Origin of the sequence: Isoptericola nanjingensis, assembly GCF_050311635.1 — a bacterium.
In the GTDB taxonomy this organism is placed as follows: domain Bacteria; phylum Actinomycetota; class Actinomycetes; order Actinomycetales; family Cellulomonadaceae; genus Isoptericola; species Isoptericola nanjingensis.
The window spans coordinates 141,898-154,949 of sequence record NZ_JBNOZL010000009.1 but is presented as its reverse complement, the minus strand read 5'-3'; the positions used below and the strand labels follow the sequence as shown (position 1 = coordinate 154,949).

The 13,052-nt window shown below is 73.8% G+C and carries 17 protein-coding genes; 11 read left to right on the top strand and 6 right to left on the bottom strand.

All coding sequences use genetic code 11. The features are described 5' to 3' along the window. Positions 1-119: 119 nt before the first annotated feature. From ACQP6G_RS18640 to ACQP6G_RS18625, 4 genes are all read left to right on the top strand, one after another. Complete coding sequence (locus ACQP6G_RS18640) at positions 120-1,427, top strand: glycosyltransferase 87 family protein (RefSeq protein ID WP_429766545.1); 1,308 nt, start codon at positions 120-122, stop codon at positions 1,425-1,427. A gap of 118 nt (positions 1,428-1,545) precedes the next feature. Then, on the top strand, positions 1,546-3,393 hold the full coding sequence (locus tag ACQP6G_RS18635; RefSeq protein WP_429766543.1) for a choice-of-anchor I family protein: 1,848 nt from the start codon (positions 1,546-1,548) through the stop codon (positions 3,391-3,393). 56 nt (positions 3,394-3,449) lie between these two features. Continuing rightward, positions 3,450-4,121 (top strand): ANTAR domain-containing protein, encoded by a 672-nt coding sequence (locus ACQP6G_RS18630; RefSeq protein ID WP_429766542.1) that lies wholly within the window; start codon positions 3,450-3,452, stop codon positions 4,119-4,121. Positions 4,122-4,194: 73 nt separating this feature from the next. Beyond that, a complete protein-coding gene (locus ACQP6G_RS18625; RefSeq protein ID WP_429766540.1) occupies positions 4,195-4,899 on the top strand; it encodes an ANTAR domain-containing protein in 705 nt (234 codons plus the stop codon). Between the two features lie 30 nt (positions 4,900-4,929). On the opposite strand, the gene ACQP6G_RS18620 is transcribed toward ACQP6G_RS18625, so the two are convergent. Next, positions 4,930-5,535: a PAS and ANTAR domain-containing protein gene (locus tag ACQP6G_RS18620; RefSeq protein WP_429766538.1), complete on the bottom strand. Its 606-nt coding sequence runs from the start codon at positions 5,533-5,535 to the stop codon at positions 4,930-4,932. Between the two features lie 98 nt (positions 5,536-5,633). After that, entirely contained in the window at positions 5,634-6,173 is a 540-nt protein-coding gene (locus ACQP6G_RS18615; RefSeq protein WP_429766536.1) for a PadR family transcriptional regulator, read from the bottom strand. A 78-nt stretch (positions 6,174-6,251) separates the two neighbouring features. On the opposite strand from ACQP6G_RS18615, the gene ACQP6G_RS18610 reads away from it, so the two are divergent. Next, complete coding sequence (locus ACQP6G_RS18610) at positions 6,252-7,316, top strand: serine hydrolase domain-containing protein (RefSeq protein WP_429766534.1); 1,065 nt, start codon at positions 6,252-6,254, stop codon at positions 7,314-7,316. Positions 7,317-7,322: 6 nt separating this feature from the next. Here ACQP6G_RS18610 and ACQP6G_RS18605 read toward each other — a convergent pair whose 3' ends face one another. Next, positions 7,323-7,868 carry a hypothetical protein gene (locus tag ACQP6G_RS18605; protein WP_429766532.1) on the bottom strand — a complete coding sequence of 182 codons (546 nt, stop codon included), beginning with the start codon at positions 7,866-7,868 and terminating at the stop codon, positions 7,323-7,325. 100 nt (positions 7,869-7,968) lie between these two features. Between ACQP6G_RS18605 and ACQP6G_RS18600 the strand changes: the two genes are divergently transcribed. Then, positions 7,969-8,505 carry a P-loop NTPase family protein gene (locus ACQP6G_RS18600; protein ID WP_429766531.1) on the top strand — a complete coding sequence of 179 codons (537 nt, stop codon included), beginning with the start codon at positions 7,969-7,971 and terminating at the stop codon, positions 8,503-8,505. 44 nt (positions 8,506-8,549) lie between these two features. Then, the gene (locus ACQP6G_RS18595; RefSeq protein ID WP_429766529.1) at positions 8,550-9,149 is read left to right on the top strand and encodes a dihydrofolate reductase family protein; all 600 of its coding nucleotides are present in this window, start codon (positions 8,550-8,552) and stop codon (positions 9,147-9,149) included. On the opposite strand, the gene ACQP6G_RS18590 is transcribed toward ACQP6G_RS18595, so the two are convergent. Then, complete coding sequence (locus tag ACQP6G_RS18590) at positions 9,131-9,331, bottom strand: hypothetical protein (RefSeq protein ID WP_429766527.1); 201 nt, start codon at positions 9,329-9,331, stop codon at positions 9,131-9,133. The two genes, ACQP6G_RS18595 and ACQP6G_RS18590, sit on opposite strands and share 19 nt — an antisense overlap. A 131-nt stretch (positions 9,332-9,462) precedes the next feature. Here ACQP6G_RS18590 and ACQP6G_RS18585 point away from each other — a divergent pair, with 131 nt between their 5' ends. Then, positions 9,463-10,086, top strand: coding sequence for a hypothetical protein (locus ACQP6G_RS18585; RefSeq protein ID WP_429766526.1), 624 nt, complete (start codon positions 9,463-9,465; stop codon positions 10,084-10,086). A gap of 10 nt (positions 10,087-10,096) precedes the next feature. On the opposite strand, the gene ACQP6G_RS18580 is transcribed toward ACQP6G_RS18585, so the two are convergent. Beyond that, complete coding sequence (locus tag ACQP6G_RS18580; RefSeq protein WP_429766524.1) at positions 10,097-10,420, bottom strand: hypothetical protein; 324 nt, start codon at positions 10,418-10,420, stop codon at positions 10,097-10,099. A gap of 85 nt (positions 10,421-10,505) precedes the next feature. Beyond that, positions 10,506-11,174: a Type 1 glutamine amidotransferase-like domain-containing protein gene (locus ACQP6G_RS18575; RefSeq protein ID WP_429766523.1), complete on the bottom strand. Its 669-nt coding sequence runs from the start codon at positions 11,172-11,174 to the stop codon at positions 10,506-10,508. A 126-nt stretch (positions 11,175-11,300) separates the two neighbouring features. Between ACQP6G_RS18575 and ACQP6G_RS18570 the strand changes: the two genes are divergently transcribed. The 3 genes from ACQP6G_RS18570 to ACQP6G_RS18560 all read left to right on the top strand — a co-directional run bounded on the left by ACQP6G_RS18570 (position 11,301) and on the right by ACQP6G_RS18560 (position 12,935). Further along, the gene (locus ACQP6G_RS18570) at positions 11,301-11,861 is read left to right on the top strand and encodes a GNAT family N-acetyltransferase (protein ID WP_429766521.1); all 561 of its coding nucleotides are present in this window, start codon (positions 11,301-11,303) and stop codon (positions 11,859-11,861) included. Between the two features lie 61 nt (positions 11,862-11,922). Beyond that, positions 11,923-12,165: a hypothetical protein gene (locus ACQP6G_RS18565; protein WP_429766520.1), complete on the top strand. Its 243-nt coding sequence runs from the start codon at positions 11,923-11,925 to the stop codon at positions 12,163-12,165. A 470-nt stretch (positions 12,166-12,635) separates the two neighbouring features. After that, positions 12,636-12,935, top strand: a complete 300-nt coding sequence (locus ACQP6G_RS18560; RefSeq protein WP_429766518.1) for a hypothetical protein — start codon at positions 12,636-12,638, stop codon at positions 12,933-12,935. Positions 12,936-13,052: the final 117 nt, after the last annotated feature.

Here is a 13,052-nt window from a genome sequence, read left to right as displayed (position 1 = left end):
CTCCGTGGGCCAGGCGTCGAAGTTTTCGGGTATCCGAAACCTTAGACGTCCGGAGCCGCATCACGCATCCCCCAGGCGGCTCCGGGCGGCGACGAGCCCGGTCTGCCACCATGTCGGGCGTGCCATCCACGCAGACCGCTGCCGCGCGGAACACCCCCGGTCCCCTCGGCGCCGTGCTGAGGTCCCGGTGGCTGCTGGCGCTCGGCTTCGTGGCCGTGCACGCCTGGGTGATCGGGCAGGCCATCACCTGGGGCTACACGATCTACGGCGACGTCACGCTGTACGAGTGGTGGGCCCGCCACGGGCTCGACGCCGGGCAGTGGCCGGTCCTCGACTACGACTGGGTGTACCCCGCGGGGGCGCTCGTGCCGGTCACGCTGCCCGCGCTCGTGACCGACGGCCTGCTGGGCTACGAGATCGTCTGGACGGCGATGGTCGTGGCGCTGAACGCCGTCGCCACGGTGGTGCTGGTGCGCTGCGCGCCGCGCGGGGTGCTGGGCGCCTGGTGGTGGCTCGCGTTCCTGCTCGCCCTCGGCCCGATCTTCCTGGGCCGGCTGGACGGCGTCGTCGCGCCGCTCATCCTGATCTCCCTGGCGGTCGCGGCACGCCGCCCGACGCTCGCGACGGCGGTCGCCACGGTGGGCGCGTGGATCAAGATCGCCCCGGGGGCCGTGGTCGTGGCGCTGGCCGCGACCCGCGCCCGCTGGAGCGACCTGCTGCGGCAGGTGGTGGTGCCGGGCGCCGCGGTGAGCCTCGTCGTCGTCGGGCTCGCCCTCGCGGGCGGGGCCGGGGAGCGCGCGTTCAGCGTGTTCGGCCAGCAGGAGGCGCGCACGCTCCAGGCGGAGTCGGTCTTCGCCACCTGGTTCAGCGTGGCGCGGCTGTGGGACCCGTCGGTGCGGATCGACTACAACGACGTGATCTTCACCTACGAGGTGCAGGGCGACGCCGCCCGCCAGGTCGCGTCCCTGCTCGACTGGCTGCTGCCCGTCGCGGTGCTGCTGATCGCCGCGCTCACGTGGTGGACGGCGCGTCGCCGCCCCGACCACGCGGCCGACGTCCTGCTGCTCAGCACCGCCGCCCTGCTCCTGTCGCTCATCGTGTTCAACAAGGTGGGCTCGCCCCAGTTCGTGGCGTGGATCGGGCCGCCGCTGGCCGCCGCGATCGCCCTGGCCGGGCCCGGCACGCGGCGGCTGTGGGGGCCGCCCGCCGTCGGGGTGCTCCTGGCCGCGCTGGGCACGCAGATCGTCTACCCGGTGGCGTACGGCGAGTTCCTCGGCGGGCAGCCCGCGATGGTCGTCGTCGAAGGGCTGCGGAACCTCGCGCTCGTCGTGCTGCTCGTCGGCGCGGTGTGGCGGATCGTGCAGCTCGGGCTCGACGGCGTGCGGGACGGCGTGCAGAGCGGCGCCGACCACGACGCGCCCGCCTGAGGGAGGCGTTCACCGGCGTGCCGGCACCCGTTCACCCCCGGCTCCCCCGACGGCCATCCGTCCTCCCTACGGTCACCCCGACGGCGCGCTCCGCGCGCCCCCGGCCCCGGAGGACCCCTTGCGCACACCGCTCCCCCGCACCCCGCGACTCGCACCCGCCCCGCGTCGCGCCGTCGTCGCCGGCTGCGCCACCGCCCTCGCCTGCGCGCTGGCCGCGCCCGTCGCGCTCACCGCGTCGGCACTGGGCGGCACGGGAAGCGGCGGCACAGGGAGCGGCGACGCGACGCCGGGCGCCGGCGTCGTCGCCGACCCTGCTGTGCTGTCGGCCGACGACGCCCGCCTCGCCCTGTCCCCCCTCGGCTCCTACGGCACGGGCGTGTTCGACGAGTCGGCGGCGGAGATCGTCGCGTACCACGCCCGCTCGGAGCGCCTCTTCTCGGTGAACGCGCAGGCGGGCGAGGTGACCGTGCTCGACGTCGCGCGCCCGTCGTCGCCCCGCAAGCTCTTCGCGCTCGAGACGACGGATGTGCGCGCTGCGGACGGCTCGACCGTGCCGGACGGCGCGGTCGCGAACTCGGTCGCCGTGCGCCCGGACGGGCTCGGCGTCGTCGCGGTCGAGTCGCCCGACAAGGTCTCCGACGGCTGGCTGGTGCTGTTCGACGCCGCCGGCGACCGCGAAGCGCTCGGCGCGTGGCGCGTGGGCGCGCTGCCCGACATGGTGACGATCACGCCCGACGGCCGCAGCGCCGTCGTCGCGAACGAGGGCGAGCCCGACGACGACTTCAGCGTGGACCCCGAGGGCTCGGTGTCCGTCGTCGACCTCCCCCGCCGATTCACCGGCAAGCACGCGGGCCCCGTCGCGCAGTCCGCCGTGCGCACGGCGACGTTCCACGCCTTCGAGGGCGACGCGCTGCCGGACGGCGTGCGCGTCTTCGGGCCCGACGTCGCCGGCCCCGACGGGTCGCTCGCCCACCGCGTCTCGCGCAACCTCGAGCCGGAGTACGTGACCGTGTCGAAGGATTCCCGCACCGCGTACGTCGCGCTGCAGGAGGCGAACGCCGTCGCGGAGGTCGACCTGCGCAGCGCCCGCACCACCGACCTGTGGTCGCTCGGCAGCAAGGACCACTCGCTGCCCGGCCAGGGCATCGACCCGTCGGACAAGGACGGTGTCGCCGCCGCGCGCGAGGTCCCCGTCCGAGGGCTGTACATGCCCGACGGGATCGCGTCGTACACCTCGCGCGGCCAGACGTACCTCGTCACCGCGAACGAGGGCGACGCCCGCGAGTGGGGCGACTACGTCGAGCCCGCGCGGGTCAAGGACCTGGGCGACGACGGCCTCGCCCCGGTGTGCGAGGACGCCCCCGCCGCCGGCATGCTCGGCGACGCCGACCTCGGGCGCCTCAACGTCACCACGGCCTCCGGCCTGCGCGCCGACGGCTCCTGCTACGAGGAGCTGTACGCCTTCGGCGGCCGGTCGTTCTCGGTCTGGAGCACCGACGGCGAGCTGGTCTTCGACTCCGGCGACGAGTTCGAGCGGGTCACCGCCGAGGCACTCGGCGACGCGTTCAACACCAACCACACCGAGACGAAGGGCGACGGCCGCAGCGACGACAAGGGCCCCGAGCCGGAGAACCTCGCCATCGGCGAGGTGGCGGGCCGCACGTACGCCTTCGTCGGCCTGGAGCGCGCGGGCGGCGTCATGGTCTACGACATCACGCGCCCCGAGCGGACCGCGTTCGTCACCTACGTCTCGAACCGCGACTACGCAGTGTCCGTCGAGGCCGAGGTCGACGACGGCGCCGACCCGGCCGCCGCGCTCGCCGGCGCCGGCGACCTCGGCCCCGAGGGGCTCACGTTCGTCCCGGCGTCCGACTCCCCCACGCACCGGCCGCTGCTCGCCGTGGCGAATGAGGTGTCCGGCACGACGACGCTCTTCCAGGTGGACCGGCTCGTCGGCCGCCGCTGAGGGTGTCGCCGGGGAGACCGCGGGACGGGGTCCGGGAGCGCGGGTACCGTGACGCCATGACCCTGTCCCGCTACCTCGACGAGTGCGCGATCCGCGCCGCGGCCGTGCTCGGCCACGGCGTCGAGGCGAGCATCAGCCTGCGCGAGCACGGCATCTCTCTGCGCGCCGGAAGCAGCACCCCCGGCGCGGGCCGCTGCGACCAGGCCGAGGCGCGCGCCGACACCGGGCCCTGCATCGACGCGATGCGGCGGGGCACGGTGCTGACCACGAGGCTCGCCGACATGGTGCCCGGCTGGGAGGCCTGGCAGGCGGCCGCTGACGCCGAGGGCTTCGTCCAGGCGCTCGCCGTCCCGGCCGAGGTGGGGCCCGGCGTCCGGGTGGCGATCAACGTGTACAGCCGCACGCCCGGGGACTGGCCCGCCGGCCTGGTCGACGCCGCCGTGGGGCATGCCGCGCTCGCGGCCGACGCCGTGCGCCTCCAGCTCCAGTTCGCCGACCTCGGCGACGCCGTCGCGGGCCTGTACCGCACCCTGTCCGACCGGGCGACGGTCGAGCAGGCGGTAGGCGCGATCATGGCGTCGAACGACTGCCCCGAGGACGAGGCACGCATCACGCTGCGGGCGGCGGCGGACCGCCGCAGGCTCAGCGAACGGGAGGTCGCCGAGGCGATCGTGCGGACCCTGGTCCTCGGCGGCGAGGGCGACACCATCGGCGGCCTCGACCGCTGAGCCGGGCGTCGCGCTCCGTGTGCATCGGCAATCGGTGCCACACTGGCCGGGAGGCGACAGGACGGAGCGATCGGTGAACACCTCCGAGCTGCTGGGTCTGCTCGCGCGGACCCTGGCCGGCCTCGACCCCGAATCCACGGTCGCGGCGCGGATGTGCCAGGCGTGCACCACGATCCTCGGCGCGCAGGGCGGCAGCCTCACGCTCGCCACCCTCGCCGGCGAACAGGTCACGGTGACCACCACGGACGCCGTCGCGGCGCGGGTCGAGAGCATCCAGGAGGTGCTCGGCGAGGGGCCCGGGCGGCGAGCCTTCGAGGACGACGCGATCGTCTCGGCCTCCCTCGGCGGTGCGCCGGACGACGGCTCGTTCCCCGTGTTCTCGCAGCTCGCCGGCGAGGCGTCCGTCGACGGCACGTGGTTCGGCATCCCCATGCGGGTCGGCGGACAGCCGGTCGGCGTGCTGGGGCTCGTCGTCGGGCCGGGCCACGCGCTGGCCCGGGACACCGAGGACGCGCAGTTCCTCGCGGACGCCATCGGCACGGCCGTGCTCGGCGAGATCGACCAGGTCGGCTGGGCCGCGCGCGCGAGGGTCGACCAGGCCACGGGCATGGTGTCCGCGCAGCTCCGCGTCCAGCCGCACGACGCCCTCGCCGTCCTGCGGGCGCACGCGTTCGGGCGGGGCAGCACGCTCGAGGACGTCGCGGAGGACGTCGTGGCGCGGCGGCTCAGCTTCGCCGACGAGGCCGGGCCCGTCGAGACGCGCCGCACCGACGACTGAGCCGGCCCGAGAGCCGACCGGCGCGGGAGGTCAGTCGCGGCGCAGCACGCGGTCGAGCGCCGCGCGGCGGTCGACGTCGCGGCGGTGGGCGACGTCGACGACGGCCCGCGCCAGGTCCCGCACCGCCACGTTGTGGTCGTTGGAGGCCCTGCGCATCAGGTCGAAGGCGCGGTCGATCTCGACGTCGTAGACGACGGCGAGCACGCCCTTCGCCTGCTCGATGACGCCGCGGGTCGTCGCGGCCGCCCGGATGTCCTCGGAGGCCCGCGCGCCGGCCCGCTCCGCGACGTCGGAGGTCAGGTCGAGGAAGTAGCCCGCCGCCTCGTCGCGGCGCTCGTCGTCCTCCGCGCTGCCCACGACGGCGACCGTGAGCTCGCGGCGCCGGGCCGTCACGATCCGGTGGACGCTCGAGAACGCCCCCGTCGCGCGCGCCGTCCCGAGGGCGGCGCGGACGTCGTCGCGGTCCTCCGGGTGGGTGTGGGCGAGGACGAGGCCGGTGGTGGGCACCACCTCGTGCGGCTCGAAGCCGTGCAGGCGGAAGACCGCCTCCGACCAGGTCCAACGGTCGGAGGACAGGTCGAGACGGAAGGAGCCCACCAGGCGTGGGGCACGGAGGCCCGAGGGCTCACCGGTCACGGTGGTGTCTACGGGCACAGTCGCCTCCGACACTGCTCAGAGCGGACCGGCCACGGCTTGACCGGCGGCACGACTGTAGCAAGTGGACCACCCCCCGCTCACGGCGTGAGCGCGTCGTGCTCCCGCGCGTAGCGGCGGAACCAGTCGCGCGCGAACCGGCCCGAGGCGAGGCCGTAGTCGAGGGTGGCGCGCTGGAACGCGAACACGTCGGCGAGCTCGTCGGGGACCTCCTGCCCGGCGAGCTGCTCCTCGAGCGCCTCCAGCCGCGCGACGTCCTGCTCGACCCGCGCCGTGAGCCGAGGCAGCACGGCGGCTCGCTCGTCCGGCTCGAGCAGGCCGAGGAAGAACAGGCGCGGCAGGACGGCGGCCTCCGTGTCGGGCCCGCTCACCGGGCCGGTCAGCCAGGCGCGGAAGTCCGCGCTGCCGGCGTCCGTGACGCGGTAGGTCTTGCGGCCCCGCGCCCCCGGAGCGACGTCGGCGACCTCGATGAGACCCCCGGTCAGCAGCGTCTCCAGGGCGCGCCGGATGCTGCCTGAGCTGGCGCTGTAGAACAGCGAGACCGACGCCTCGAAGTGCTTCACCAGGTCGTACAGGCTGGCCGGCCGCAGCAGGAGCAGCCCGAGGATCACGTGCGCCATGGTCCGACCCTAGACCGTTGACCCTCATAGACCTGTCTAGTAGACATGTCTATGAGACTTATCGACGGAGGAGAGGCCATGAGCACGTCACGCGAGATCGACCGCCTGAGGGCGAGGCTGGACCGGATCGCCCGACGGCGCCCGTCGATGCCGGCGCCCCAGGTGCTGGTCGTCGCGCCGGGGCTCGAGCTCGAGTCGGGCGGGTCGCAGCCGTTCCACGCGGCCAGCATCGGCAAGGTCATGACCGCCACGCTCGTCGCGCTGCTCGTCGAGCAGGGCCGGCTCGGGTTCGACACCCCGGTGGGGAAGGTGCTCCCGGGGAGCGACCTCGACGACCTCCCTGCCGCCCCCGGCGTCGACGTCGGCGCCGACGTCACCGTGGAGCACCTGCTCACCCACACCAGCGGGCTGCCCGACATCTTCGAGCCGTCAGGCGTCCGCGAGACGGCGTACTCCCTCGAGGTCACGGCGGGGCGTCCCGACCGGCGATGGACCCCCACGACTCTGCTCGACGAGGTCCGCGGCCACGCCGCCGTCGGGCGTCCGGGCGAGCGGTTCCGCTACGGCGACCCGGGCTTCGTCCTGCTCGGCCGGATCGTCGAGGAGGTCACCGGGGGCCGGTTCAACGACGTCCTGCGCGAGCGGGTCCTCGCCCCCGCCGGGATGGAGCGCAGCTCCACCCCGTACACCGACGCGCGCACACCCGACGACCTTGCAGGCCTCGACGTCGCGCCGTTCTGGATCGGCGACCACGAGCTCAGCCGCGCCCTGAGCATGAGCCTCGACTGGGCCGGGGGCGGCATCGTCTCCCCGCCGTCGGACCTCGTCGCCTTCCAGCGCGCCCTGCACGGCGGCCGCCTCGTCTCCCCCGCGACCCTGGCCTGGATGAACCGGCCGCGGCACCGCCTGCGCCGCGGGATCCACTACGGGGCGGGCACCGTCACCATCCGGTTCGGCGAGTTCACACCGCCGTTCCTCCGGGGGCTGCCCGAGCCCGTCGGCGGCCTCGGGCACTTCGCCACCCACCTGTTCTTCTACCCGCGGCAGGACGCCCACGTGGTGCTGAACTTCCACGCCTACCGGCGCATGAACCAGTCGTTCATGACGCACGCCCGGATCGCCAGACTCCTCGCCCGTCGCTGAGCGCGGTCAGCCGCGCCGGGCGCGCACCCACCGCACCGCGCGCGGCACCTGCAGCGCGACCAGCGCCGCGAGCGCTCCGCCGCTGACGGCGTACAGGACCGACGGGACGGCGGAGTGGTCGCCGCCGGTGATCATGAAGGTGTCGGCGAGGTCCATGCCCATGCCGAAGCCGCCCCAGAAGTACGCCGGCGCGCCCAGCGCGAGCACGGCGAGCTGCCACGCCACAGCGGTGTCGGGGGCCACCCGCCGCCGGAGCGCGACGGCGCACCCCGCGACCGACAGCCCGACCCCGAACGCGGCCCACGCCACCAGGAACGGCACGCTGCCGGCCACCGTCCACCCCGCCGCCGCCAAGGCCCCGTAGATCTCCGCCTGAGTCATGCCGGGCATCGCCGCCAACGGCTCCAGCACCAGGATCGTCATCACCATCACCGTCGCGTAGCACGCCACCACTGCCGGGCCGAGCGGGAGCCACCACATGCCCCACCGTGTCCAGGCGGCGTCGTCCGACCGCGGTGCAGGGACGAGGACCGGCGACGGTCGTGGGCTCATCGGTCTCCTTCGTCCTGTCCGCGCCTCTCGCGTGCTCGCAGCCTAGATCCGCGGCGGGCATGCCGGCCGACGCCGCCGCGACCGGTGCTAGGTTTCCGCGATGCGCAGGGTGTCGGTGGTCGGGGCGGCCGGGTCGGGGAAGTCCACGGTCGGGAAGCGCCTGGCGGCCGGGCTCGGGGTGCGGCACGTCGAGCTGGACGCCCTGTTCTGGGGTCCCGACTGGACGCCGCGTCCCCGCGACGACTTCGAGGCCGACGCACGTGCCGAGATCGCCGCGGACAGCTGGGTGATCGATGGGAACTACTCCCACCTGCAGGCAGAGGTCTGGGCGCGCGCCGACGCCGTCGTCTGGCTCGACCCGCCGCGGTCGGTCGTCATGGCACAGGTGTATCGGCGCACGCTGTTGCGTGCCCTCGACCGGACGGAGCTGTGGACGGGCACCGGAAATCGGCAGCGCTGGCGCGACGTCCTCGCGCCGTGGCGCAAGAGCTCCATCGTCCGCTGGTCGTGGGAGCAGCTGGACCGGTACCCCGAACGGTACGGCGCAGCGATGGCCGACCCCGCGCACTCGCACGTGGAGTTTCACCGGTTGCGGTCGCGCGACGAGGTCGACGCGTTCGTCGCCGCCGTCCGCTGACGTCGCGGGCGATGACTCCTCGCCGCCGCGACGGTCCACCACCCATGACCAGAGTGGTGGGCGACATCTCGATCTCGTTGGACGGGTTCGTCACCGGACCGAACCCGGGACCCGAGAACGGCCTCGGCGACGGCGGCGAGGCCCTGCACACGTGGGCGTTCAGCGACGACCCGGTGGACCGGGAGCAGCTGCGCTCCGCCACGGCGAGCAGCGGCGCCGTCGTGCTGGGGCGCAACCTGTTCGACGTCGTCGACGGGCCGCAGGGCTGGAACGACGAGGTGGGATACGGCGCCCGCGAGGTCGGCCGGCCGCCGTTCTTCGTCGTCACGAGCGACCCGCCCGTACGCACGCGGCTCGCGTTCTGGACGTTCGTCACCACCGGCCTGCGCGACGCCGTCGCGCAGGCCCGTGAGGCGGCGGAGGCTGGCGACGGGGACCGGGACGTCGTCCTCATGGGCGGGGGCGCGACCGTCGGCTCCGCGCTGGACGCCGGGCTGCTCGACGTGCTCGTCCTGCACCTCTCCCCCGTCGTCCTCGGCGACGGGACGCCGCTCTTCGTGGGCGGCCACGGCCACACCCTGGTGCAGCGCAGTGCGACGCCGTCGACGACGGCGGTGCACGTGGTCTACGACGTCGTGCGCTGATCGTCTCCCAGCGTCAGCCCTTCCAGGGCGCGGCGCAGCGCGTCCGTGTCCGGTCCGGGCACGAAGGCGGGGGTGTGAAGGAAGTCCTCGAGGTCCGCGCGGGAGAAGTCGGAGAGGAGGTCCTCGATCGGGCGGCGCAGGGAGACGACGTCGGGGTGGCGGAGCGGGATGACGTCGTCCACCCGCACCAGGGACGGGTTCGGCGGCCCGGCGAGGCACGCGTCCGCGAACCTCCGGAAGGCCGGGTCGAACGGCGTGACGCGCGCGGCGAGCGTGCCCTCCTGGTGTTCCCGCCGCGTCCTATGATCTCGCCGTGGACGACCGAGTCGACATGGCCCGCACGACGGCGCGCACCGGCCGTCCCTTTCCTCGCCATCGCCTGCCGATCGCCGTCGCGGTCGTCGTCGCCCTCGCCTGCGGGGTCGGCGGGTGGGCGTACTACCGGGCCGTCGGTTCCTCGCTGGTCTACGGCGACGAACTGCGCGCGCCCGGCGCCGGCAGCTGCGTGCCGTGGGACGGCCCGCTCCAGGTGAACGAAGCCCCCACGCTGTCGAACACGACCGGCGCCACCGTGCACGTGAGCAAGGTCGAGCCCGCCGCGACACCCGGCCTCCGCGTGCACGAGGTGCGCGTCGTGCCACCCTCGCCGGACGTCGTCTTCGGCACCGCGTACGACCCGGAGGACCCCGGCTGGGAGGAGACCTCCGTGGTCGGGCCTGAGGGGATCACGCTGAAGCCCGGCGAGACGGTGCGGCTCGCGTACGTGCTGGAGGTCGACAGGGACGGCGGCTCGTTCCCGTACAGCACGGTCGCCTACGAGGTCGGCCCGTACTCCTACCGCGCGACCTACCCGCAGGCGGTCATGGTGCTCCCCACGACGACGGCGGAGTGCTCCGAGGCGGCGATGAACCAGCTCGCCGCGGAACTCATCCCCTGACCGGGTCCGGTCAGCGGGGCGCGAGGACCTCGAGCAGGAGCACCCCGACGGTCGCGACCGCCGCGACCGCCACCACCAGCAGCGGCGACCGGCGGCCCCGCAGCAGCCCGCGGACCTCCGCCGCGACGACCCACACGAACAGCACCGCCGACAGCAGCCGGAACAGCACCGGCACGACCTCCGGCGACTCGACGAGCGTCTGGACGTGCCGCCACCACGTCGTCACGAACAGCCCGGCGAGCCCCGCCTGGATGAGCGCGACACCGACCACCGCGGCAGCGCGGAGCGGGCTGGGGCCCTGCTCGTCCGGGTATCCGTCGTGGTGCGTCGTCATGCGGTGGTGGTCTCCTGGTGAGGGGCCGATCGGTGCGGGCCGGCCGGTGCCCGGCCGCCGCAGGCCAAGGTACAGCGACCGCCGGTCAGGCCAGCTTCCGCCAGGTCCCCTCGGACACGACCTCGACGGCGCCGTCGTCGACCACGAACGCCGTCTCGTCGTCGACGGCGTAGGCCGGGCCGCCGAGCGCCGCCGCCCAGCGCTCGGCCGCGGCCACCGTGTTGTCGGGCAGGTCGGGGTGGCCAAGGTGGGGGAACATCGAGAAGTCGACGACGCCGAGCGTGGCGGCGTCCTCGCCGTCCGGCGGCAGCCAGCCGACGAACTCCCCCCCGATGGCCGGCGTCATCACCATGCTCCCGCCGCTCATCCCGACCCACACGGCGTCGTCGAGCTCGGGCAGCAGGTCGGCCAGGCCGGAACGTCGCATCCAGTAGGCGAGGTAGCCGGCGTCGCCGCCCGCGGCCAGCAGGACGTCGGTCTCCCGCACCAGCGGCACCCAGCGCTCCTCGGGGATGCTCGGCAGCGCGGTCAGTTCGAGCACGCCGACCGACTTCCAGCCGAGGCCGGTCATGTGGTCCGTGGTGCCGGTGATGAAGTTCCAGGCGTTCCGCCCCGGGCCCACCCACGGGTGCCCGTACAGCGCGGTGGGGATGGCGAGGGCGGTGCAGTCCGCGACCGGTCGCGGGAGCAGGTCCTCCAGCGCGGCGCGGATCGCCGCGTTCCGCACGCCTGCGGATGTCAGCAGCAGCTTCATCGTGTGTCCCTCGGGTCGACGGTCGTTCTGCAGACGGCGCGACGGCGGCGGACTCATCGGCTCGACGCCGCACGGTGGGCGGGTATTTGCCGTGACGGCAGCACGGCGAACGCCCACGATGGGCGCGTGCCGCTGCCCACCCCGACGCTGACCACCGACCGTCTGCGGCTGCGGCCGGTCGCCGACGACGACGCCGACGCCCTGTTCGCGATGCACAGCGACGCCCACGTGCTGCGCTACTGGGACTCCCCGCCGTGGACCGACCGGGCGCGCGCCGACCGCTTCGTCGCCATGTCCCGGACGATCGAGGAGGAAGGGACCGGCGCCCGGGTGGCCATCGACCGCGCCTCCGACGGCGCCTTCGTCGGCTGGTGCGGCCTGTTCGAGTGGAACCCCGACTTCCGCAGCGCGACGCTGGGCTACTGCCTCGGCGAGCAGATGTGGGGCAACGGCTACGCGACCGAGGCAGCCCGCGCCCTGCTGGGGTGGGCCTTCGACACGCTGCCCCTCAATCGCGTCCAGTCCGAGACGGACACCCGTAACGCGGCGTCCGCCCGCATCCTGGAGAAGCTGGGGTTCGTGCACGAGGGAACCCTGCGCGAAGACTGCGTCGTCAACGGCGACGTCTCCGACTCGTGGGTCTTCGGGCTGCTCCGGAGGGACTGGGACGCGCTCGACCAGGCGTAGTCCCGGGTGAAGTTCTTGTCCGGCGCCGAGTCCGAGGCCCGCCGTTCCCTACTCTCGCCGGATGAGGACTCGTGCGTCGACTTTCATGCTTGTCGGCGGCATTTTGCTGGCCGTACTGGGTGCCGTCGTGTCCGTCGTCTTCTTCATGCAGCCGTGGCGCACCTGCCCCGACGACGACGTGCCTGCCGCTTGCCCGATGCTTCCCCTCGATGCGTCCATCATGACGACGGCGACGGTCGTGACCCTGTTCGCGACGGCGGTCGCCATCGCCGGGGCCGCGGGTAAGAGACGCATCATGCACTGAGTGCGAGTCCATGCGCCGTGGCGAGGTGCGAGGAACGACGAAGGGCCCCACCGCGGCAGACTCATGCAGGTGGGGCCCTTCGGGTGGCGGTAGCGGTGGGCTTGAAAACTGCGCGTTGGCCCGCCCTGCTCGCCTGGCTTGTTCTGGCACCTGACCTGGCCTTTTACGACTTCGCCCGTTGGATCGGTTTGCACCCTCCGGCACCGATCCGCCGACCAAAACGGAGGCAATCCGGCGGCCTCTCGACACCTCGGCCGGTGGGGACACTCGGAGGCGCCGTACCGATAGCGGAGCACAAGAGGTCGGCGGAGGTCCGGGTCCAGGGGTGGCCGCAGGCCATCGCGCAGCGACGCCGCAGGCGCCCTTGACGCGGGCCGGAGCCGGCCGGATGCTCGGCGGTCGGTGCGGTGCCGGACAGTAACCGGTCCACCGTGCGACACCATGGCCGCTGCGGGAGGACGATTGCCGACATGACGACCGATGACCTCGCGGCCGAGCCTGCCGCTGATCCTGACCAGCAGGAATCTGACGAGTACCTTCCAGTGGGCGACGTCCTGGAAGGACTCCAGCTACTCCCGCTTCCCGAGGGCACGACCCCGTCCGGTGTGCTCGCGTTCGTCAAGCTCGACGAGCCTGACGGCGGAGTCGGCTGGTCGGTGCGCGTGACCGATGGCATGAACGACGAGGAGAACTTGGGGCTGCTCGTTGGCTACGTCGAAAAGCTGAAGCAAGCGGCCGCCGCCTCGTGGGACGACACCGACCCCACGTGACCTGAGCGGCGAATCAACTGGAGGTCGTGCCGGAGGGTGCGCGGTGGGGTGCGCGGAGCGAGCTTGCGAGCGCAGCGCGGGGCCCCGACGCGCACCCTCCGGCACGTCCGTGGGGGG